The 20,495-nt window shown below is 73.1% G+C and carries 21 protein-coding genes; 2 read left to right on the forward strand and 19 right to left on the reverse strand.

Annotation, left to right across the window (positions count from 1 at the left end):
• Positions 1-26: 26 nt before the first annotated feature.
• Entirely contained in the window at positions 27-431 is a 405-nt protein-coding gene (locus tag VK501_RS17635; protein WP_324339632.1) for a RidA family protein, read from the reverse strand.
• Positions 432-2,021: a bifunctional phosphoribosylaminoimidazolecarboxamide formyltransferase/IMP cyclohydrolase gene (gene purH / locus VK501_RS17640; protein WP_324339634.1), complete on the reverse strand. Its 1,590-nt coding sequence runs from the start codon at positions 2,019-2,021 to the stop codon at positions 432-434.
• A 79-nt stretch (positions 2,022-2,100) separates the two neighbouring features.
• Between purH and VK501_RS17645 the strand changes: the two genes are divergently transcribed.
• Positions 2,101-2,328: a hypothetical protein gene (locus tag VK501_RS17645; RefSeq protein WP_324339636.1), complete on the forward strand. Its 228-nt coding sequence runs from the start codon at positions 2,101-2,103 to the stop codon at positions 2,326-2,328.
• Positions 2,329-2,340: 12 nt separating this feature from the next.
• Here VK501_RS17645 and purN read toward each other — a convergent pair whose 3' ends face one another.
• From purN to VK501_RS17705, 12 genes are all read right to left on the reverse strand, one after another.
• On the reverse strand, positions 2,341-2,958 hold the full coding sequence (gene purN / locus VK501_RS17650; RefSeq protein ID WP_324339638.1) for a phosphoribosylglycinamide formyltransferase: 618 nt from the start codon (positions 2,956-2,958) through the stop codon (positions 2,341-2,343).
• Positions 2,959-4,797, reverse strand: coding sequence for an ATP-dependent DNA helicase RecQ (locus VK501_RS17655; protein WP_324339640.1), 1,839 nt, complete (start codon positions 4,795-4,797; stop codon positions 2,959-2,961).
• A gap of 157 nt (positions 4,798-4,954) precedes the next feature.
• A complete protein-coding gene (locus tag VK501_RS17660; protein WP_324339642.1) occupies positions 4,955-5,113 on the reverse strand; it encodes a hypothetical protein in 159 nt (52 codons plus the stop codon).
• Positions 5,114-5,182: 69 nt separating this feature from the next.
• Positions 5,183-6,379 (reverse strand): hypothetical protein, encoded by a 1,197-nt coding sequence (locus VK501_RS17665; RefSeq protein WP_324339644.1) that lies wholly within the window; start codon positions 6,377-6,379, stop codon positions 5,183-5,185.
• 65 nt (positions 6,380-6,444) lie between these two features.
• Complete coding sequence (locus VK501_RS17670) at positions 6,445-7,104, reverse strand: DJ-1/PfpI family protein (RefSeq protein WP_324339646.1); 660 nt, start codon at positions 7,102-7,104, stop codon at positions 6,445-6,447.
• 41 nt (positions 7,105-7,145) lie between these two features.
• A complete protein-coding gene (locus VK501_RS17675) occupies positions 7,146-8,120 on the reverse strand; it encodes a GlxA family transcriptional regulator (protein WP_324339648.1) in 975 nt (324 codons plus the stop codon).
• Between the two features lie 58 nt (positions 8,121-8,178).
• Complete coding sequence (gene purF / locus VK501_RS17680; RefSeq protein ID WP_324339650.1) at positions 8,179-9,639, reverse strand: amidophosphoribosyltransferase; 1,461 nt, start codon at positions 9,637-9,639, stop codon at positions 8,179-8,181.
• Between the two features lie 204 nt (positions 9,640-9,843).
• Entirely contained in the window at positions 9,844-12,084 is a 2,241-nt protein-coding gene (gene purL, locus VK501_RS17685) for a phosphoribosylformylglycinamidine synthase subunit PurL (protein ID WP_324339652.1), read from the reverse strand.
• The gene (purQ, locus tag VK501_RS17690) at positions 12,068-12,715 is read right to left on the reverse strand and encodes a phosphoribosylformylglycinamidine synthase subunit PurQ (protein ID WP_324339654.1); all 648 of its coding nucleotides are present in this window, start codon (positions 12,713-12,715) and stop codon (positions 12,068-12,070) included. Before purQ ends, purL begins: the two co-directional genes overlap by 17 nt.
• Positions 12,712-12,951, reverse strand: a complete 240-nt coding sequence (gene purS / locus VK501_RS17695; RefSeq protein ID WP_324339656.1) for a phosphoribosylformylglycinamidine synthase subunit PurS — start codon at positions 12,949-12,951, stop codon at positions 12,712-12,714. Before purS ends, purQ begins: the two co-directional genes overlap by 4 nt.
• On the reverse strand, positions 12,948-13,808 hold the full coding sequence (locus VK501_RS17700) for a phosphoribosylaminoimidazolesuccinocarboxamide synthase (protein ID WP_414641190.1): 861 nt from the start codon (positions 13,806-13,808) through the stop codon (positions 12,948-12,950). The genes purS and VK501_RS17700 overlap by 4 nt, the downstream gene beginning before the upstream one ends.
• 62 nt (positions 13,809-13,870) lie before the next feature.
• The gene (locus VK501_RS17705; RefSeq protein ID WP_324339660.1) at positions 13,871-14,518 is read right to left on the reverse strand and encodes a helix-turn-helix domain-containing protein; all 648 of its coding nucleotides are present in this window, start codon (positions 14,516-14,518) and stop codon (positions 13,871-13,873) included.
• A 136-nt stretch (positions 14,519-14,654) separates the two neighbouring features.
• Between VK501_RS17705 and VK501_RS17710 the strand changes: the two genes are divergently transcribed.
• Positions 14,655-16,115, forward strand: a complete 1,461-nt coding sequence (locus VK501_RS17710) for an MFS transporter (protein ID WP_324339662.1) — start codon at positions 14,655-14,657, stop codon at positions 16,113-16,115.
• 211 nt (positions 16,116-16,326) lie between these two features.
• Here the strand turns inward: VK501_RS17710 and purB are convergent, their stop codons facing one another.
• From purB to VK501_RS17735, 5 genes are all read right to left on the reverse strand, one after another.
• A complete protein-coding gene (purB, locus tag VK501_RS17715) occupies positions 16,327-17,604 on the reverse strand; it encodes an adenylosuccinate lyase (protein ID WP_324339664.1) in 1,278 nt (425 codons plus the stop codon).
• Positions 17,605-17,614: 10 nt separating this feature from the next.
• Positions 17,615-18,349 (reverse strand): hypothetical protein, encoded by a 735-nt coding sequence (locus VK501_RS17720; protein ID WP_324339666.1) that lies wholly within the window; start codon positions 18,347-18,349, stop codon positions 17,615-17,617.
• Positions 18,346-18,846 (reverse strand): 5-(carboxyamino)imidazole ribonucleotide mutase, encoded by a 501-nt coding sequence (purE, locus tag VK501_RS17725; RefSeq protein ID WP_324339668.1) that lies wholly within the window; start codon positions 18,844-18,846, stop codon positions 18,346-18,348. Before purE ends, VK501_RS17720 begins: the two co-directional genes overlap by 4 nt.
• Complete coding sequence (gene purD / locus VK501_RS17730; RefSeq protein ID WP_324339669.1) at positions 18,843-20,108, reverse strand: phosphoribosylamine--glycine ligase; 1,266 nt, start codon at positions 20,106-20,108, stop codon at positions 18,843-18,845. Before purD ends, purE begins: the two co-directional genes overlap by 4 nt.
• 86 nt (positions 20,109-20,194) lie before the next feature.
• On the reverse strand, positions 20,195-20,476 hold the full coding sequence (locus VK501_RS17735; RefSeq protein WP_324339670.1) for a GYD domain-containing protein: 282 nt from the start codon (positions 20,474-20,476) through the stop codon (positions 20,195-20,197).
• Positions 20,477-20,495: the final 19 nt, after the last annotated feature.

Consider the following 20,495-nt stretch of genomic DNA (forward strand, 5'->3'; position numbering starts at 1 on the left):
GGACCGGACGGAAGGCGAAGGCCCTGCTAGCGGCCGGAATCGGGCTCCACGAACGCGTCCGCTTCGATCTCCACGAGCATTCGGGGGTCCAGCAGCGACTCCACGCCGATCATCGCGGTGACCGGGCGGACGGCGCCGAACACCTCGCCGTGGGCGCGGCCGATCTCCTCCCAGCGCGACGTGTCGGTGGTGTACATCCGCGTACGCACGACGTCGGCGGCGGTCGCGCCGACGCGCTCCAGGGCCTTGACGAGGTTGGCGATCGCGTAGGTCATCTGCTCGCCCGGCGTGACGCCGAGGACGAGGCCGAGCTCGTCGACCGACGTGCAGCCGGCGACCCACACGTGGGCGCCGGCGCGCACGACGCGCGAGTACCCGACGAGATCCTCGTACGGTCCCGGCGGGTCGGAGCCGAGGCGCTGCATCGCCATCTAGTGGCGGAAGTGCCGGCGCTTGGTCAGCACCATCGCGACGCCGGCCTCCTCGGCGGCCGCGATGACCTCGTCGTCGCGCACCGAGCCGCCGGGCTGGATGACGGCGGTGATGCCGGCCTCGATGGCCAGCGCCGGACCGTCGGCGAAGGGGAAGAACGCGTCGGAGGCCAGCGACGAGCCCTGCAGGGTGTCGATGCGCGCCTTCTCGACGGCGAGGCGCACGGAGTCGACGCGACTCATCTGGCCCGCGCCGATGCCGACCGTGGCCAGGCCGCGGGCGAGCACGATCGCGTTGGACTTCACGTGGCGCGAGATGCGCCACGCGAAGAGGAGGTCGGCCCACTCCTCCTCGGTCGGCCGGCGCTGGGTGACGACCTCCATCGACTCGCGATCGTCGCGGCTGTTGTCGCGGTCCTGGACGAGCAGGCCGCCGGTCACCTGGCGGATCTCCGGCTCGCCGAGCGCGGGCAGGCGCCGCTCCTGGTCCTCGAGGATGCGGATGTTCTGCTTCTGGGTGAGGACCTCGAGCGCGTCGTCGTCGTAGCCGGGGGCGATCAGGACCTCGATGAACTGCTGGTGCAGCTTCTCGGCCATGGCCTTGTCGACCCTGCGGTTCAACGCGATCACGCCGCCGTAGGCGCTGAGCGGGTCGCACGCGAAGGCCTGCTCGTAGGCCTCGAGGGCGGTCGCGCCCAGCGCGGCGCCGCACGGGTTGTTGTGCTTGACGATCACGCACGCCGGGACCTCGAACTCGCGCACCATCACGCGCCCCGCGTCGAGGTCCAGGATGTTGTTGTAGGAGATCTGCTTGCCGTGGTGCTGCTTGACCTGCGACAGCACGTTCATGCGCGTGCCGATCTGCGAGTAGTACGCCGCGCGCTGATGCGGGTTCTCGCCGTAGGGCAGGTCGACGACCTTCTCGAAGGCGCGGATGACCAGCGGCGGGAAGTCGTCGCCCTTCTCGGCGAACCAGCGGGCGATCGCGGTGTCGTAGCGCGCGGTGTAGGCGAAGGCCTCCGCGGCCAGCGACTCGCGGGTCGGCATCGACAGCGTGCCGCCGGCGTCGCGGAGCTCCTCGAGGACCGCGTCGTAGGACTCGGGCTTGACGACGACCGCGGCGAAGGCGTGGTTCTTGGCGGCCGCCCGCAGCATGGAGGGGCCGCCGATGTCGATGTTCTCGATGACCTCGGCCTCGCCGACGCCGCGCTTGGCCGCGGTGCGCTCGAACGGATAGAGGTTCACGCACACGAGGTCGACGAACTCGATGTTCTGCTCCTCGGCCTGCGCGAGGTGCTGCGCGTTGTCGCGGACGGCGAGCAGGCCGGCGTAGAGCTTGGGGTGCAGCGTCTTGACGCGGCCGTCCATGATCTCCGGGAAACCGGTGAAGTCGTCGATGGGCCGCACCTCGATGCCGGCGTCGGTCAGCGCGGAGGCGGTGCCGCCGGTGGAGACGATCTCCACCCCGAGCTCAGCGAGCCCGCGGGCGAAGTCGACGATGCCGCGCTTGTCGGAGACCGACAGCAGTGCGCGCTGGATGCGGACGGCGCCGGGCGCGGTCACCGCCTCGGGCGAGGTCTCGGAGGCCATGGGCGCGATGGTATTCGGTCGGGTGTGACGACCGCCCCGCGCGCGCATGCGCCGGCGGCCCGACGGGAACATGCAGGACATGAGCGAGAGCGGCCCCGGCGAGGACGTCGCCGCCAAGATGGAGCGCGACGCCGACGAGCTCGACGAGCGCATCGACAAGCTGGAGGAGCACATCTCCGACGCCAAGCGGGCGGCGCAGGCCCGGCGCGAGGAGGCCGCCCCGGGCGAGGCGGTTGCCGGCGACTCGGAGGAGACCCGCGGGACGCCCGGCCAGGGCGACGATCCCGAGGGCGCCGTGGACGACTAGCGGCGCCGCGTCCTACGGGTCGACGACGACGCGGCGCGCGTGCGCCGGGTCGCGACGGACGCGACCGGCCGCGATGAGGCGCACGGCGTCGGGGAGCAGGGCGTACTCGAGGGGCCGCAGCGCCGCGAGCACCTCGTCGGCGTCGGTGGCGTCGGGAAGGTCGATCGAGCGCTGCAGGATGATCGCGCCCGTGTCGACGCCCTCGTCGACGAAGTGCACGGTGACGCCGAAGACCTTGACGCCGTAGGCCAGCGCCTGCTCCACCGCCCCGAGGCCGGCGAACGACGGCAGCAGCGACGGGTGGACGTTGACGACGCGGTCGCGGAAGCGGGCGATGAAGGCGCCGTCGAGGATCGCCATGTAGCCGGCGAGCACGACCAACTCCACGCCCTGCGCCTCGAGCCAGTCCCCGATCGCCGCGTCGCGCGTGGCGCGGTCCGGGAAGGCGTCGCGCGGGAAGACCGACGCCGGGACGGCGGCACGGCGCGCCCGCTCCAGCGCCGGCGCGTCGACCTGGTCGGTCGCCAGCGCGACGATCCTGGCCTCCCGGTCGTGGACGCCGTCCAGCAGCGCCTGGAGGTTCGTGCCGCCGCCCGAGGCGAGCACGCCGACCCGCAGCAGTCCAGCCACCTACGCCGCCTCGAACGACAGCGCCGGCTGCTCGCCACCGCCGCCGCCCGTGCCGTCGCCGGCGCCCACGCGCAGCACCGGGCGCGGGCCGCCGGTCGACTCCAGGCGACCGGCGTCCAGCAGCGCGTCGATGCGGTCGAGCACGGACTTGGCCGTCAGGTGCGCGTAGGTGCCGTACTCGGGCAGGCCGTCCCACGAGTTGCGGATCAGCGCCTTGGCCTGCCCGCCGCGCAGCACCTCGGCCACGCGCGTGCGGCCGATCGACGGCCGCGCCACCCGCACCACCGCGAGGATCGCCTCCTCGACCGACGCGTGCCTCGCCGTGCCCGCGACCGCGCTGCTGCCGGAGCGGGCGGTTCCGTCGCCCAGGGCGCGCGACGGCGAGGCCGGGACGAGCGACGGGTCGCACACGTCGCAGCACGCGCCCTCGGGCGCGGGCGCCGACCGATCGCCGAAGTGGGTGAGGATCGCCTGGCGCCGGCAGACCGACTCCTCCACGAACGCCCACACCGCGCGGTACTGGCGCCAGCGGGCCCGCTGGCCCTCGGCCGCCGACGTCCGCGCCAGCCCGCGCGCCCGGCCGTCGAACGCGCTGACGATCCGGCCGCGCACGCGGTCCATGGGCGACGGCGCCGGCTGCACGACGCCCGCGCGCGCCAGGTGCCCGACGATCGCGCGCACACGCTCGGGCTCGTCGTCGAGCTGCTGCAGCGCGACGTCGAAGCGACCCTCGGCGCCGGCGGCGAAGATCCGCCCCGCGACCTGCTCCAGCACCTGGTCGGTGACCTCGGAGCGATTGATGAAGAACACGTGCAGGGCCTTGTCGCGCTTCTCGGCGAACAGCAGCGCCCGCGCGGGTTGCCCGTCGCGCCCCGCGCGACCGGCCTCCTGGTAGTAGGCCTCGATCGACGGCGGCACGACCTCGTGGGCGACGGTCCGCACGTCGGCCTTGTCGACGCCCATCCCGAACGCGTTGGTCGCGACGACGACGTCCACGTCGCCGGCCATGAACCGCCGCTGCGCCGCGGCGCGCTCGGCCCGGCCCAGGCCCGCGTGGTAGGCGAGCACCTCGATCTCGAGGTCGGCGCCGAGGCGATCGGCCAGCCGCTCGCACGCCTTGCGCGTGCCCGCGTAGACGATCGCGGGCCGCGCGCCGTCCTCGCGCAGCGCGGCCGCGATGCGCGCATGCTTGTCGGCCGTCGTCGCACACGGCACGACGGCGAAGCTGAGGTTGGGCCGGTCGAAGCCCGTGCTGACGATCTCCGGCTCGCTGAGGCCGAGGCGGGCCACGATGTCGCGCGCCACCTGCGGCGTCGCGGTCGCCGTCGAGGCCACCAGCGCCTTGGCGCCCAGCCACCGCGCCGCGTCGGCGAGACGGAAGTAGTCCGGCCGGAAGTCGTGGCCCCACTGCGAGACGCAGTGCGCCTCGTCGACCACGAACAGGCCGATCGGCACCGCCTTGATCGCCTCCAGGAAGCCCGGCGACGAGAAGCGCTCCGGCGCGACGTACAGGAGCCGGAGCTGGCCGGACCGGGCGCGCGCGAGCGCGTCGGCGTTGACCGAGGCGTCCTGCTGGGAGTTGATGACCGCGGCAGCTCCGGGAACTCGGCGCTCCAGCGCCTCGACCTGGTCCTGCATCAGCGAGACGAGCGGCGAGACGACGATCGTCAGGTCCTCGCGCACGAGCGCGGGCAGCTGGTAGCAGAGGGACTTGCCCGCGCCCGTCGGCATGACCACGAGCACGTCCCGGCCGGCCGCGGCGGCGCGGACCGCGGCCTCCTGTCCGGGACGGAAGTCGTCGAAGCCGAAGTGCTCGTGGAGGGCGGCGTGCAGATCCATGGAGGGCGTCGGACCTTAGCGCCGCGTCCGGAAGCCCCCGCGCGGGGCGCGCCACGCGACACGGAACTTCCGCACGTCCGTCACACGTACGGTGTCCATGAACGACGAAGGGCCCGCATCGGCGAGCCCTTCCAAACTCCTGCTGAAGCGACGACGGTCAGCCGCGCGTGTGCTTGCGCGGCTTCGTCGAGCCGACGCGGACGAGATCGCGCATGGCCGCGGATCCGAGAACGGCCTGCGGATCGGGGCGTGCCGCGGTGATGCCGACGCTCTTGGTCGACACCGGGGCGATCTTGAACAACCCACGTCTCGTCATGACAAGGACCACCTTAGTGCATCGTGTCGACGGCTCGTCAACCCAGAGCCCGCCCTACCCAGGTCATCGTCAGCCGCCGCCGAGACTCAAACGCCGGTGCACCTCAGGCCGGTTGCGGTTCCGCAGATCCGACCCCACCCATGTCCGCAAGAGGCCGAAAGCAAGCACGGCCGAGAGCACTGATGCGAGGACGGCCAGCCGCTGGATCCACGCCCGCGTGCTCGCGTCGGCTACGACGGCCGCCGTCCTGTCGGGCCGGGCCTGCAACAGCTTGCGCGCCGCTTGCTCCCGCACGTTCGCGTCGCGCTCGAACGGGTCGAACGCCACGAGCGGAGCGATGTTGATGGTGGCCCGGGGCTTGTCGAACACCGTGCGCGCCGTGCGGGCGGGCGCGGACTCCCCCGGCTCGTACTGCCAGGCTTCCAGCGTCACCGCGCTCATCTCCACGTCCTCAGGTGCTACGACCTCGACGTGCGTGCTCCGCGCCCAACCCAGCTGGAGGTCCGGGATGTTCTGGCGCTTGTCCGCCCAGCCAATCGAGGCCAGCGCGCTCTGCAGCCAGAGCAGCGCCGGCCGCGTCGTGTCCCGCCGTCCGCGCCAGTAGTTCGGGATGTCCCACTCGGCCTTCAGGAGGCGGTCCACGCCCGGCTCGTACGTGACGGGCACCAGCATGAGGAACCCTCCGGCGAGGTCCCGCACGATCGCGCGAACCTCGTCCTCGACCGTCAGGATCCTCCCGAGCGGGCCTGCGAACGCGGAGGCCAGGACGTCCTCCACCGGTGGGGCGTCCGGGCGCTCAGGGGCCATGACCACCTTGCGGAGCTCCGCCTCGAGCTGCGGCTCGATGACCTCCCGCTCGGCCGCGGTGAGCCGACCGACCGCGCGCCCGCGGACGAGCGGCAGCAGGCCGGCGATCGCGAGCGATCCGTTGTCCGCGGTGGCCAGCATCGTCAGCCGGCGGCCGTCTTCGTCAAAGGCGGTGAACTGATCGAGCGTCTCCTTCTTCGCGAGGTGGATCGGCACGTAGATCCGGTCGCCCTGCCGCGGCGCGGTCGTCGACCAGAACCACTCGGGCGGCGGAAGCAGGAAGTCCACGCTCATGCGCTGCTGGATGGTCGTGTCGTCGACGTAGCCGACGACGAACCGGCGACGACGAACCCACTGCGGGAAGCTCAGCGCGAGCTGGACGGCGATGACCCCGAGGTCCTCGGGGACCAGGGGCGCACGGATCTCCGGAGCGAACGGATTGAGACGCCACAGTGACACGGCGCGGAACCGTAGGGGTCAGGCCGGACTGCTCAGCCCTCCTGATCCCAACGCTCCGCCCTCCGTCACGCGCCGGCGCGGTCCCGCGACGCCTGCTCGCGCGCCGCGACCGCCGCGCGGATCGCCGCGACCGCCGCCGGATCGGACTTCTGCACCGAGCCGGAGTCAAACGGCGGCTGGGGGTCGTACTCGATGCCGAGCTGGATCGCCTTGGCCGCGTCCTCGCCGACGAGGCGGGCGGCGAGGGTCAGCGCCATGTCGATGCCGGCCGACACGCCGGCCGCCGTGATGACCTTGCCCTGCTCCACCACGCGCTGCCCGGTCGGCTCGGCGCCGTACTCGCGCAGCGTCTCCAGCTCGAGCCAGTGCGACGTGGCGCGCAGGCCGTCGAGGATCCCCGCGGCGCCGAGCAGCAGCGAGCCGGTGCACACCGAGGTCGTCCAGGTCGACGTCGCGTGCACGCCGCGCAGCCACTCCAGCCAGACCGGGTCGGTCGTCAGCGCGCGGGTGCCGACGCCGCCCGGGACGACCACGACGTCCGGCGCGGCCGCGTCGGCCAGCGAAGCCTCGGCGATCACCTGCAGCATGCCGTTGTCGGTGCGCACCGGCCCGGGCTCGGTGCCCACGAACCGCACGCGTCCGCCGACGCGCGACAGCACCTCGTACGGGCCGATCGCGTCGAGCGCGGTGAAGTCGTCGTAGATCGGGATGACGATGTCGAGCATGGTGTGCCCTCCGGGTTCTCGTTGTTGGGGTTGATCGCGGCTCAGGCCGCCGCGCGGAAGCGCTCGCGGTACGCCGACGGGCCGACGCCCAGACGCCGGTGGAAGACGCGGCGCAGCACCTCGGCGCTGCCGAACCCCGCCCGGCGCGCCGCGGCATCGACGCTCTGGCCGTCCTCCAGCAGCGCCCGCGCGCGCTCGATGCGCAGCGCCAGCACGTACGCGGCCGGCGTCATGCCGGTCTCCGCCCGCCACGCACGGGCGAACTGCCGGTCGCTCAGGCACGCGCGCGCCGCCAGCGCGCCGACCGACAGGTCCGCGTCGAGGTGGTCGCCGAGCCAGTCCTGCAGGTCGCGCAGCGGCTCGCGCACAGCGGTCTGCGCCGCCAGGCCCGCGCTGAACTGCGCCTGGCCGCCGGGGCGCTTGAGGAAGAGCACGAGCCACCGCGCCGCCTCCAGCGCGACCTCGCGGCCAAGGTCCTCCTCGACCAGCGCGAGCGTCAGGTCCATCCCCGCGGTCACGCCGGCCGAGGTCCAGACGTTCCCGTCGCGCACGTAGATCGGCTCCGCGTCGACCTCGACCCCCGGGTGGTCGCGTCCCAGCGCGCGGCAGTGCGCCCAGTGCGTCGTCGCGCGGCGGCCCTCCAGCAGGCCCGCTGTCGCGAGCGCAAACGCACCCGTGCAGACGGAGGCGACCCGGCGCGCCCGCGGCGCGGCGTCGCGCAGCCAGGCGATCGCCTCGCTCCCGGCGTCCAGCTCGCGCGCGCCGGCCCCGCCGGCAACCAGGATCGTGTCGATCGCCGCCGGCGCGCCGCAGGGCGGCAGCGGGTCGCTGCTCAGCCGCAGGCCGTTGCTCAGCCGCAGGTCGCCGCCACCGGGCGAGACGACCTGGACGTCGTAGCCGGGTCGGACCCGGCCGGCACCGGCCTGCACGATCTTCGACGCCGCGTCGAACACCTCGACGGGACCGATGACGTCGAGCGCCTGGGCGTCGTCGACGGCGAGGACGATCGTGCGCATGCGCCCATCCTGGCGCCCCGCCGCCGTGGCGGCAAGGACACCCACCCCACGATCTCGGTCAGACGCCGCTGGACGCGAGCGGCAGCTCGAACGCGTCCTTGGCCTGCCCGTCCTCGGTCCCCGGCAGCGGGTACTCGCCGGAGAAGCAGGCGTCGCAGTGGTGCGCGCGATCGCCGTTGACGGCCTCGTAGACGCCGGCCAGCGAGAGGTACGCCAGCGAGTCGGCGCCGAGCTCGGCCGCCACCTCGGCCGGCGTCCGGTTGTGCGCGATCATCTCCTCGCGCTTGCTCATGTCGATGCCGTAGAAGCACGGATGCTTGATCGGCGGCGCGGAGATCCGCATGTGGACCTCGGCCGCGCCCGCGTCGCGCAGCATCTGCACGATCTGGCGCGTGGTGTTGCCCCGCACGATCGAGTCGTCGACGACCACGAGCTTCTTGCCGCCGACGATCTCCGGCAGCGGGTTGAACTTCAGCCGCAGGCCGTGCTTGCGCAGCTCCTGGCCGGGCTGGATGAACGTGCGGGCGACGTAGCGGTTCTTGATCAGCCCGTCGTCCTGCTCGAGGCCGGCGGCGCGGGCGAAGCCGCGGGCGGCCGGGTTGCCCGAATCGGGCACCGCGATGACGAGGTCGGCGCCAGGCGCCGGGGCCTCGCGGGCCAGGATCTCGCCCATCCGCCCGCGGGCGGCCTGCAGCAGCTCGCCGTTCATGCGCGAGTCGGGGCGGGCGAAGTAGATGTACTCGAAGATGCAGAACGCCTCCCGCTCGCCCACGACGACCTGGCGGGTCTGCAGCCCCTTCTCCGAAAGCGTGACCATCTCGCCGGGCGCGACGTCGCGCATCGCCTTGGCGCCGATGATGTCGAACGCGCAGGTCTCCGACGCGACGCAGAAGCGGTCGTCGAGCTGGCCGAGCGACAGCGGGCGCAGGCCGGCGCCGTCGCGGAACGCGACGACCTTGTCGTTGGTCATGACGATCGTCGAGAACGCGCCCTTCAGGCGCGGCATGACCGCGGCGACGGCGTCCTCGAGACGCTCGGCCGGGTTCGTCGAGATCAGCGCCGCGATGATCTCGGAGTCCGATGTGGAGCTGAACACCACGCCCTTGGCGCGCAGCTCCGTGTGGAGCTCGACGGCGTTGATCAGGTTGCCGTTGTGCGCCAGCGCGAGCTCGCGGTTGCCGCCGGACCCCGCGCTGCGATGCACGGGCTGGGAGTTCTCCCACTCGTTGGAGCCGGTGGTCGAGTACCGGACGTGGCCGATGGCCAGGTCGCCGGCGAGCGCCCGCAGGTCGTGCTCCTTGAAGACCTGGTTGACCAGGCCGAGCGACCGCTGGGTGATGATGTAGCCGCCGCGATCGGCCGCGGCGATGCCCGCCGACTCCTGACCGCGGTGCTGCAGGGCGTAGAGGGCGAAGTAGGCGAGGCGGGAGACGTCGTGCTCGGGGGCGTAGATCCCGAACACGCCGCACTCGTCGCGCGGTCCGTCGCGCTCGTCGAGAGGAGTGATCTGCTCGGTCATGGGGGCCGCCCCGTGGAGGACGAGGGCGAGGAGAACGCGGCGGCCCCGACAAGGTAGCAATGCCCGCGGGCGCCACCCGCCGTCCGAACCTCGCAGCGTGCGGGCTCAGCGCAGGATCCCGGACCCGCGGGCCGTGGCCTGGCGGCCCAGTAGGGTCCGAACCGGACCGTGACTACGCGGGGGCCTACCCCGCATCGCCGCGGGCTACGGGAACAGCGGCGCCAGCGCGCTCGACGCCTCGCGCAGCTCCGCCAGCGGCCACGACTCGCCGAGGTTGGAGACGGCGATCTCCAGGCGATCGCCGCCGACCGTGCCGAACACGTCGAGCGGCACTCGCTCGCCGAGGCGCTCCAGCGCGTCGCGCGGACCCGAGACGACGAAGCCGCCGGAGCGCTCGCCGAAGAGCGTGGTCCAGACGTCCTCGGCGTCGCCGAGGTCCAGCGCCGCGCCGAGGCCGCCGGCCAGGCAGCTCTCGGCGACCGCCACGAGGAAGCCGCCCTCGGCGACGTCGTGGACGCTGGAGAGCTCGCCGTCGCGGACCGCCTCGCGCACCGCGTCGAGCACGCCGACGACCTGCGCGAGGTCGATCGCGGGCAGGCCGTCGGGCAGCGCCTCGCCCCGCAGCTTGGACAGCTCGGAGGCTGCGAGACTGCCCCCGCTCACCCCGCCGTTCCAGCCGACGAGCGCGATCGCGTCGCCCGCCCGGGCGAAGCCGAGACGGCCGGCGCGCGTCGCGTCGGGCAGGAGGCCGACCATGCCGACGACCGGCGTCGGGTAGATCGGGCCGTCGGCGCCCTCGTTGTAGAGCGACACGTTGCCGCCGACGATCGGCGCCTCCAGCGCGCGGCAGGCGTCGCCGAGGCCGCGCACGGCCTCGGTCAGCTGCCACGCGATGTGCGGCTTCTCGGGGTTGCCGAAGTTGAGGTTGTTGGTCGTCCCCAGCGGCTGGGCGCCGACGCACGCGAGGTTCGCCGCGCACTCCAGGACGTTGGCGACGGTCCCCCAGTAGGGGTCGGCGGCCACCTTGCGGCCGTTGCCGTCGATCGACGTGGCGATCGCCGGCGCGCCATCGCCCATGTCGTACAGGTGCAGGACGGCCGCGTCGGCCTCCTCGGGCCGGCGCACCGTGCGCGACTGCACGATCGAGTCGTACTGCTCGAACAGCGGACGGCGCGACGCGAGGTTCGGCGACGACAGGAGCGCGACGAGCGCCTCGTGCACGTCGGCCTCGAAGCCGAGCTTCGCGGCGGGCGCGGGGTACAGCGACTCGGTGGGCTTCTCCGGCGCGAGGTCGTAGAGCGGCGCGTCGTCGACCAGCCCGCTGACCGGCATGTCGCCGACGACCTCGTCACCGCGCAGCACCCGGAAGCGGTTGCCCTCGGTGACCTCGCCGATGGCGGTGCCGTTGACCTCCCACTTCTCGCAGAGCGCGAGCACGTCGGCGACCTTGCCCGGCTCGCAGACGCACAGCATCCGCTCCTGCGACTCCGACACCATGATCTCGAACGGCGCCATGTCGGCCTCGCGCAGCGGGACCTTGGCGACGTCGAGATCGAGCCCGACCTCGCCCTTGGCCGCCATTTCGGAGGCGGCGCTCGTGAGCCCCGCGGCGCCGAGGTCCTGCAAGGCCACCAACAACCCGGACTGCAGCAGCGCGAGCGAGCACTCCAGGAGCTTGGACTCCTCGAACGGGTCGCCGACCTGCACCGACGGGCGCTTGGACTCGTCCTCGGCGTCGAGCTCGGCGGAGGCGAGCACCGACGCGCCGCCGATGCCGTCGCGGCCGGTCGAGGCGCCGAAGAGCACGAGGACGTTGCCGACGCCCGCCGCGGCGCTGCGGATCATGTCCTCGGTCCGGGCCAGGCCGATGGCCATGGCGTTGACCAGGCAGTTGGTCTCGTACGGGGCCTCGAAGACGACCTCGCCGCCGACGGTCGGCACGCCGATCGAGTTGCCGTAGTGGCCGATGCCCGCGACGGCGCGGTCCAGCAGGTAGCGCGAGCGCTCGGAGTCGGGCTCGCCGAAGCGCAGCGAGTCGAGCACCGCGATCGGTCGCGCGCCGAGCGCGAAGATGTCGCGCAGGATCCCGCCGACGCCGGTTGCCGCGCCCTGGAAGGGCTCGACCGCGCTCGGGTGGTTGTGGGACTCGACCTTGAAGGCGACGGCCCAGCCGCCGCCGACGTCCACGGCGCCGGCGTTCTCGCCCGGGCCCATGACGACCGCGGGGCCCTCCGTGGGCAGCGTGCGCAGCAGCTTCTTGGAGTGCTTGTAGGCGCAGTGCTCGCTCCACAGCAGCGAGAACATGGCGAGCTCGACCTCGTTGGGCTCGCGCCCGTCCATCTCCTGCACGACCATGGCGTACTCGTCGCGCGTCAGGCCGAGCGCGACCGCCTGCTCGATGCCGGGCACGGGTGGGTGGGGCCGGGTCTCAGGCGACGGCGACACGGGCCATCCCCTCGAAGAGCTTGAGCCCGTCGGCCGAGCCGCCGGTCAGCAGGTCGACCGCGTGCTCGGGGTGCGGCATCAACCCCATGACATTGCCCTGCTCGTTGACGACGCCGGCGACGTCGTCCTGCGAGCCGTTGAAGTTGTGGCCCTCGGCGTAGCGGAGCACGACCTGCTCGCGGGGCACGTCGCCGAAGAAGCAGCCGGTCGTGTGCTTGGCCGGGATCGACAGCCGCTGGCCGACCTCGCACGTCGCGGTGAACGGCGTGGCGACCGTCTGCACCTCGACGTCCACCTGGCGGCAGACGAAGCGCAGCTTCACGTTGGGCAGCAGCGCGCCCGGCAGCAGCCCCGCCTCGCAGAGGATCTGGAAGCCGTTGCAGATGCCGAGGACCGGGCCGCCCGCGCGGGCGAACGCGATGACCGACTCCATGACCGGCGAGAAGCGCGCGATCGCCCCCGCCCGCAGGTAGTCGCCGTAGGAGAAGCCGCCGGGGATCACAACGCCGTCGACGCCGTGCAGGTCGCTGTCACCGTGCCAGAGCGCGACGGGCTCGGCGACCTTGGCGACGGCGAGGCGCGCGTCGACGTCGTCGCAGGTGCCGGGGAACGTGACGACGCCGAGCTTCACGAGGCGGCCGCCGGCTCGACCGTCTGGATCTCGTAGTCCTCGATCAACGGGTTGGCGAGCAGCTTGCGGCACATGTCGTCGAGCTGGCTCGCGTCCTCCACGTCGAGCTCGACAAGGCGGCCGACGTGGACGTTGCCCACGCCGCCGAAGCCCAGCGCCGGCAGCGCGCGCTCCACGGCGACGCCCTGCGGATCGAGGATCCCGGCCTTGGGCCGGATCAAGACGCGCGCTCTCATGCCGCGGTCCGCGCGTCCCAGGCGGCGAACGGCTCGCCGGTGACCAGCTCGTAGGCCTCGACGTACTTGGCGCGCGTCCCGGCGACCACGTCAGCCGGGATCTCGGGAGCCGGGGGCGTCTTGTCCCAGCCGGTCGACGAGGCCCAGTCGCGGACGTACTGCTTGTCGAAGCTCGGCTGCCCGTGGCCGGGCTCGTAGCCCTCGGCGGGCCAGTAGCGCGAGGAGTCGGGTGTCAGCGCCTCGTCGCCGAGGATGAGCCGGCCTTCGGCGTCCAAGCCGAGCTCGAACTTCGTGTCGGCGAGGATCACGCCGCGCGCGGCCGCCTGCTGGGCGGCGAAGGAATACAGCGCGATCGAGACGTCGCGCAGGCGGCCCGCCAGCTCGGGATCGCCGAGGATCTCCCCGGCGCGCACGATGTCGATGGGCTCGTCGTGGCCCTCGTCGGCCTTCGTCGACGGCGTGAAGATCGGGGTCGGCAGCTTCTGGGACTCGCGCAGGCCGGGCGGCAGCTCGATCCCCGAGACCTTCCCGGACGCCTGGTAGTCCTTCCAGCCCGACCCGGTGATGTAGCCGCGCACGACGCACTCGACCGGGAGCATCGCCAGCTTCGTGACGGTCATCGCGCGGCCGCGGACCTCGGCGGGCACGCCGTCGGTCGCCGAGATGTAGTGGTTGGGCACGATGTGCCCCGTCTTGTTGAACCAGAACGCGGAGATGCCGGTGAGCACCTTGCCCTTGTCCGGGATCCCGTTCGGGTGCACGACGTCGTAGGTCGAGAGCCGGTCGGACGCGACCAGCAGCAGTCGGTCGCCCAGTTCGTAGATCTCGCGGACCTTGCCGGAGGCGACGAGCGGCAGGTCGAGGGAGGCGGCGGTCACGCCCACAAGCTAGCAACGGGACCGGCGCCCGCGATGCCTGCTCAGGCCCGGCAGCGGTGGGCTTCGCGGGTCAGCGCGCAGGGATCCATCGCGACGCCCGGAAGGAGCTCCTGGCCGGGCCGCAGCGCCGACAGCAGCAGCTCGACGTAGCGCATCCACGTGTCCTCGCACAGCTGCACGCCGGGCATCGGGCGCACCGCGGCGCCGAGCATCTTGAGCATCGCGCTGAGGTCGCCCGGGGCGATGCCGTCGCGGATCAGGCCGGCGGCGCGAGCGGGCTCGAGCACCTGCGCGGCCGCCGCGACGCCGCGCTCGGAGAGCTCCTCGGGGAACGCTCCACCGGCGTAGCGAGCGGCCATCGCGTCGAAGAAGCCGGCGTTGGCCGCCTGCATGCGGGCGTTCTCGACCAGGAACAGGCGGATCCCGTCGAGCGGGTCGTCGAGCTCGGTGGCGCGATCGGCCGAGGCCTGCATCTCGTCGACGAACCCGTGGAGCACCGCGAGGACGAGCGCGTCCTTGGACGGGAAGCGGCGGAAGAAGGTGGCCTTGCCGACGCCCGCGCGGCGGGCGATCTCCTCGACCCCGACGTCGAGCCCGCGCTCGGCGAACGCCGCGCGTGCGGCCTCGAGGATCCGCTCGAGGTTGCGTTGCGCGTCGGCCCGCAGGGGGGTGACATCCGCGACCGCCATCGCCCTCAGGGTATCACTTCGACCCGCAAACAGGACCACCCGGTCCACAAAGACGGACCAGACGGTCCGCTTGTGCTACGGTCCGGCGGACCGGCCGGTCCGTTTACCGGCGCAGACCCTCTCCCCCCTTTCTCCCATGTCTTCCTCCCCGCAGACCGAAGCACCCGCACGCCACTGGCTCCTCGTCGTGGTCGTCGTGTGCCTCGCCCAGTTCATGGTGGTGCTGGACGCGACGATCACCAACGTCGCGCTGCCCGCCATCCAATCCGACCTGCAGTTCTCCGCCGCCGACCTGCAGTGGGTCGTCAACGCCTACACGCTGGTCTTCGGCGGCTTCCTGCTGCTCGGCGGCCGGGCCGGCGACCTGCTCGGCCGCCGCAGGCTCTTCGCCGCCGGCATCATGCTGTTCACGTTCGCCTCGCTGCTCGACGCGCTGGCGACCTCGCCCGGGTGGCTCGTCGGCGCCCGCGCGCTGCAGGGCCTCGGCGCGGCGCTCGTCTCCCCCGCGGCGCTGTCGATCATCACGACGACCGTGCCCGAGGGCCCGGACCGCGCCAAGGCGCTCGGCGCGTTCGCCGCGATCTCCGGCGGCGGCGGCGCGGTCGGCCTCCTGCTCGGTGGCTTCCTCGTCGACGCGCTGTCCTGGCAGTGGGTCTTCTTCATCAACCTGCCGGTCGGCCTGGCGACGCTGGCGCTCGCGCTGCGCGTCGTCCCCGAGTCGCGTGCGGGTGACCGCGCCGGCGGGTTCGACCTGGCGGGCGCGACGCTCGTCACGAGCGGCCTGGTGCTGTTGACCTACACCATCGTCAAGGCACAGGAGTTCGGCTGGGGCAGCGGGCGCACGCTCGGCCTCGGCGCGGCCGCGGTCGCCCTGCTGCTGGCCTTCGGGGTCGTCCAGACCCGGCGGGCGGCGCCGCTGGTGCGGCTGTCGATCTTCCGCGTGCGCACGCTGACGATCGCCAACGCGGCGACGCTGCTGCTCATGGGCGGGATGTACTCGCTGTTCTACTTCGGCTCGCTGTACTTCCAGCAGATCAAGGGCGACAACGCCCTGCAGACCGGCCTCGCGTTCCTCCCGATGACCGTCGGGATCATCACCGGGTCGGTGCTCTCGCAGCGGCTGCTCGTGCGCTTCGGCGTCAAGGCCGTCCTGGCCGGCGGCCTCAGCCTCGGCGCGCTCGGCCTGGTGTGGATGACGACGTTGACGCCGGACGCCTCGTACGTCACCGGGTTCCTGCCGGGCGTGGTTCTGCTGGCGCTCGGGATCGGCAACGCGTTCGTGCCGCTGACGCTGATCGCCACCGGCGGGGTCGCGCCCGACGACCACGGCCTCGCGTCCGGGGTGTTCAACACCTCGCAGCAGGTCGGCGGCGCCCTCGGCCTGGCGATCCTGACGACGGTGGCCAACCAGGCGACCAAGGGCGCGAGCGGCACCCACGCCGACGCGCTCGTGCACGGCTACACGACGGCGTTCGCCGTGGGCGCCGGGCTGCTCGCGCTGGGGGCCGGCCTGGTCGCCGTGACGCTGCGGGCGCGCGAGGCCAACGCGAGCGCGGCGTCGGCCGAGGGGGTGGAGGCGCTGGCGGTGGCGGCGTAGGGGGGCCGAGGGTCCGGGTCGCCTGATCCCTGACAATTCATCACGAAGCGACCCGGACCTCCGAAGAGTGGCGACTCACGCCCAAACGATCCCTCCCGGCGCCGGCGGCAGACCGACCGGGCCGGCGCCCGCTCGAACCTCCGTCGTCACGGCCCCCACGAGGCGCCGGCGGCACCCGAGGGCCGCGAGCTGGGCGCCACCGACGACCGCGCTACGCCGCCAGCCCCTCCAGCCGCCCCACGATCTCCGCCGCGTGGCGGGTGTAGTGCCCCAGGTCGAAGATCTCGTCCAGGTCGAGGCCCAGCCCGGGCTGGGATTCGAGGATCTCGCGCAGCTGCGTCTTGGTGTCCCAGGCGCGCTGCGCGGCCTCCTGCGTGATCCGGTAGGCCTCGTCGCGCTGGAGGCCGCCGGCGACCAGCGCCAGCAGCACGCGCTGCGAGAACAGCGCGCCGTAGGTCAGCCCGATGTTCTCGCGCATCCGATCGGCGTGGACGACCATCCCGCGTGCCAGGCGCGTGGCCAGCGCCTGCATGTAGTCCAGCGCGATCGTCGCGTCCGGCAGCACGACGCGCTCGGCGCCGCTGTGCGAGATGTCGCGCTCGTGCCACAGCGCGACGTCCTCGACCCCGACCTGGGCGTAGCCGCGCAGCACGCGCGCGAGGCCGGTGATGCGCTCCGACACGATCGGGTTGCGCTTGTGCGGCATCGCGCTCGAGCCCTTCTGGGCGCCGGCGCGGAACGGCTCCTCGACCTCGCGCACCTCGGTGCGCTGCAGGTGGCGGAACTCGGTCGCGAAGCGCTCCAGGCCGGCGCCGGCGACCGCTATCGCCTGCAGCAGCTCGGCGTGGCGATCGCGCGCGACGACCTGGGTGGAGACGGGCTCGGCCTCCAGGCCCAGGCGCCCGAGGACGCGGCGCTCGAACTCGGGCGACGTGGCGGAGTACGTCCCCACCGCGCCCGACACCGCCCCGACGGCGACCTGGTCGACCGCGCGCTCCAGCCGCTGCAGGTTGCGATCGGCCTCGAACGCGAAGCCCGCGAGCTTGACGCCGAACGTGGTCGGCTCGGCGTGCACGCCGTGCGTGCGGCCGACGCACACGGTGTCGACGTGCGCGCGTGCCTGCTCGACCAAGGCATCGCGGTACTCGCGGGCGCCGGCGATCAGCAGGTCTCCGGCCTTGCGCAGCTGCAGGCCGAGCGCGGTGTCGAGGACGTCGGACGACGTCAGCCCGTAGTGGATCCACCGGCCGGCCTCGCCGGCGCTCGCGCTCAGCACGTCGACGAACGCGGCGACGTCGTGGTCGGTGACCTGCTCGCGCTCCTGGACCGCCTCGACGGTGAAGGTCGCGTGGGCGATCGCCTCGAGGTCCTCGGGCGTGGGGCCGGCGGTCTCCTGGGCGCAGGCGACCTCCACCTGCCGCCAGCTCTCGAGCTTCGCCTCGTCGGTCCAGACGGCCCCGATCTCGGGTCGCGTGTAGCGGGGGATCACGCCGGCGAGTCTATGGAGCGGCGGGCGCCCACGCCTGGCCGCGGCGCGCGCGCAGGTCGAAGTACAGCAGGGTCCCGGCGACCGCCGTGAGCGACAGCGCGATGCTCTGGCCGACGATCGTCGCGGCCACGTACAGCGGCGGGCTCCCGCCGCCCACGAGCGCCGGCAGCAGCGCGCCGACGAGCCCGAAGCCGAGGCCGGTGACGAGCACCAGCAGGAAGACGTTCCACCACCGGCCGCGCACGAGCTCCGCGCTGCGCTCCAGCGCGCTGCGCCCGCTGAGGCCCTCGACGACGGCGACCTGCGCCGCGATGTACCACCGGATCGCCAGGTAGATCCCAGGGATCACGAGCGCCACCGTGCCGAGCGCCACGCCCGCCGCGGCCAGCGCCACGGCGCCCAGCGCCCGCGGGATCACCGGCAGCGCGCGGCGGAACGCCAGCGCGGCCGACGGCTGCTCGCCGCGCGCGAGGCCCATGACGACGCTCACGTTCAGCGCGGTGACCAGCGCCGGCAGGACGAACCCCGACAGCAGCAGCGTCGTGAGCGTGACCGCTGTCGGCGGGTGGGCGTCCGGGCCGTCGGCCAGCGCGCGACCCCAGACCCCGTCCACCACCAGCCCGACCGGGGCGACGATGACGATGGTCAGCGTGAGGAAGACCGAGCCGTGCGCGCCGAAGATCCGCAGCGCGTCGGCCAGGATCTCGCCCAGCTCCCGCGGCCGGGTGAGATCCAGCTCCGTCACGCGCGCAGGATGCGCAGCGCCAGGTGCCCGGCGTTCTTCGCGTTGTCCAGGCCGACCGAGGCGACCGGGACGCCCGGCGGCATCTGGACGACCGACAGCAGCGCGTCGAGCCCGCCGGCGGCCGACAGGCGGCTCGACAGCGGCACGCCGATGACCGGCAGGTCGGTGTGCGCGGCCGCGACGCCGGGCAGCGCGGCCGACAGGCCGGCGCCGGCGATGATCACCTTCAGCCCCCGCATGCGCGCGTTCTGGCAGTAGTCGGCGACCTGCGCCGGGTCGCGGTGGGCGGACATGACGCGGGTCTCGGAGCGCACGCCCGCCTCCTCCAGCACCTTCGACGCGCCCGACATGGTGTCCATGTCTGACTGCGACCCCATGATGATGCCGACCACCGGCGTGTCGGGCTCGGTCTCCTCGAGCTGCACCAGCGTCTCGGGCTCGGTGGCCGGGTCGGCCGCGGTGGGATCGGCCGTCGTCGGCTGAGGCTGCTCGGTCATCGGGTCACACGCTCCACGGCCCGCTGTGCGATGTCGGTGCGCAGCTGCCGCCCGTCGAAGTGGATCAGGTCCGCCGCAGCATAGGCGGCGTCGCGCGCCTCCGCGGGCCCCGCGCCGAGCGCGGTGACGTTCAGCACGCGGCCGCCGGCGGTGACGATCGCGCCGTCGTCGCGCCGCGCGGTGCCGGCGTGGGTGACCTCGACGCCGGCGCCGACCTCGTCCAGGCCGGTGATCACGTCGCCGGAGGCCGAGCGCGCCGGGTACCCCTCGCCCGCCAGCACGAGCGTGACCGCCCAGCCCTCGTCGAACTCCATCGCGACCGCGTTGAGGCCGCCGGGCCGCGTTGCGGCCATCAGCACCTCGAGCAGGTCGCTGCGCAGCCGCAGCAGCACGCCCTGGGTCTCGGGATCGCCGAAGCGCACGTTGAACTCGATGACCTGCGGGCCGTCGGCGGTGAGCATCAGCCCCGCGTAGAGGACCCCGTGAAACGGCGTCCCGCGCTCGCGCAGCAGGTCGACCACCGGCTGGTGGATCTGCGCCACGAGCACCTCGGGATCGGGCGCGCCGACGACGGGCGTGTAGGCGCCCATGCCGCCGGTGTTGGGTCCCTCGTCGCCGTCGAAGATGCGCTTGTAGTCCTGGGCCGGGACCATCGGCACGGCGCGCTCGCCGTCGCAGATCGCAAACAGCGAGAGCTCCTCGCCCTCCAGGAACTCCTCGACGACGACGATCCCCTCGCCGAAGCGGCGCTCCTCGAGCATCTCGGTCAGCGCCTCGCGGGCGGTCGTCTCGTCGGGCGCCACGACGACGCCCTTGCCCGCGGCCAGGCCGTCGAACTTGATGACGGTCGGGTAGCGGCCGTCGACGGCCTCCAGGCCCGCGTCGACGGACTCGACCTCATGCCAGTGCGCCGTCGGCACGCCGGCCGAGGCCATGATCTCCTTGGCGAACGCCTTGGAGCCCTCGAGCTGCGCGGCGGCGGCCGACGGCCCGAAGTGCGCGATGCCCGCGGCCTCCAGCCGGTCGGCCAACCCCGCGACCAGCGGCGCCTCGGGGCCGATGACGACCAGGTCGATCGCCTCGTCGCGGGCCAGCGCGACGAGCCCGTCGAGGTCGCCGACGCCGACCGGTACGCAGCGCGCGACGGCCGCGATCCCCGGGTTGCCGGGGGCGGCCAGCAGCTCAGGCCGCCGCGGCGAGCGGGCCAGCGCGTTGACGATCGCGTGCTCGCGCCCGCCGGAGCCGACGACCAGGACCTTCACCTGGCGTGGACGAACATCGGAGTGGTCACTCGCACTCTTGGAGTCGGAGATGTGAGGACAGGAGCGCAGCGGTCACCACGCCGTGGCTAGAGCGACGCGATGAAGTCGTCGATCGGGATGGCGCTCAGCGTCTCGAAGCGGCCCGTCCCGCGGGAGCCGAGCTCCAGCGACACGCGCGCCATCGTCGACTCGTCGGGCGCCTCCACGATGCTCACGAAGTCGAAGCGTCCGAGGACCGACCACTGAGCCTTGACGGTCGCGCCGAGCTGCTCGACCTCGGAGTTGACCTCGCGGATCCGCTGCGGGTTGTTCTTGACGGTCTGGACTCCCTCGGGCGTGAGCGTGGAGAGCATGATGTACGTGGGCATGCGCTCCTTCTACCCGATC

The sequence above is a fragment of the Baekduia sp. genome (assembly GCF_035318805.1).
GTDB lineage: Bacteria > Actinomycetota > Thermoleophilia > Solirubrobacterales > Solirubrobacteraceae > Baekduia.

What these genes read in the sequence shown, in the direction of transcription:
- VK501_RS17635 (WP_324339632.1), bottom strand. Translation starts at nt 431, where the DNA reads ATGGCGATGCAGCGCCTCGGCTCCGACCCGCCGGGACCGTACGAGGAT.
- purH (WP_324339634.1), bottom strand. Translation starts at nt 2,021, where the DNA reads ATGGCCTCCGAGACCTCGCCCGAGGCGGTGACCGCGCCCGGCGCCGTC.
- VK501_RS17645 (WP_324339636.1), top strand. Translation starts at nt 2,101, where the DNA reads ATGAGCGAGAGCGGCCCCGGCGAGGACGTCGCCGCCAAGATGGAGCGC.
- VK501_RS17655 (WP_324339640.1), bottom strand. Translation starts at nt 4,797, where the DNA reads ATGGATCTGCACGCCGCCCTCCACGAGCACTTCGGCTTCGACGACTTC.
- VK501_RS17660 (WP_324339642.1), bottom strand. Translation starts at nt 5,113, where the DNA reads ATGACGAGACGTGGGTTGTTCAAGATCGCCCCGGTGTCGACCAAGAGC.
- VK501_RS17670 (WP_324339646.1), bottom strand. Translation starts at nt 7,104, where the DNA reads ATGCTCGACATCGTCATCCCGATCTACGACGACTTCACCGCGCTCGAC.
- VK501_RS17675 (WP_324339648.1), bottom strand. Translation starts at nt 8,120, where the DNA reads ATGCGCACGATCGTCCTCGCCGTCGACGACGCCCAGGCGCTCGACGTC.
- purF (WP_324339650.1), bottom strand. Translation starts at nt 9,639, where the DNA reads ATGACCGAGCAGATCACTCCTCTCGACGAGCGCGACGGACCGCGCGAC.
- purS (WP_324339656.1), bottom strand. Translation starts at nt 12,951, where the DNA reads ATGAGAGCGCGCGTCTTGATCCGGCCCAAGGCCGGGATCCTCGATCCG.
- VK501_RS17705 (WP_324339660.1), bottom strand. Translation starts at nt 14,518, where the DNA reads ATGGCGGTCGCGGATGTCACCCCCCTGCGGGCCGACGCGCAACGCAAC.
- VK501_RS17710 (WP_324339662.1), top strand. Translation starts at nt 14,655, where the DNA reads ATGTCTTCCTCCCCGCAGACCGAAGCACCCGCACGCCACTGGCTCCTC.
- purE (WP_324339668.1), bottom strand. Translation starts at nt 18,846, where the DNA reads ATGACCGAGCAGCCTCAGCCGACGACGGCCGATCCCACCGCGGCCGAC.
- VK501_RS17735 (WP_324339670.1), bottom strand. Translation starts at nt 20,476, where the DNA reads ATGCCCACGTACATCATGCTCTCCACGCTCACGCCCGAGGGAGTCCAG.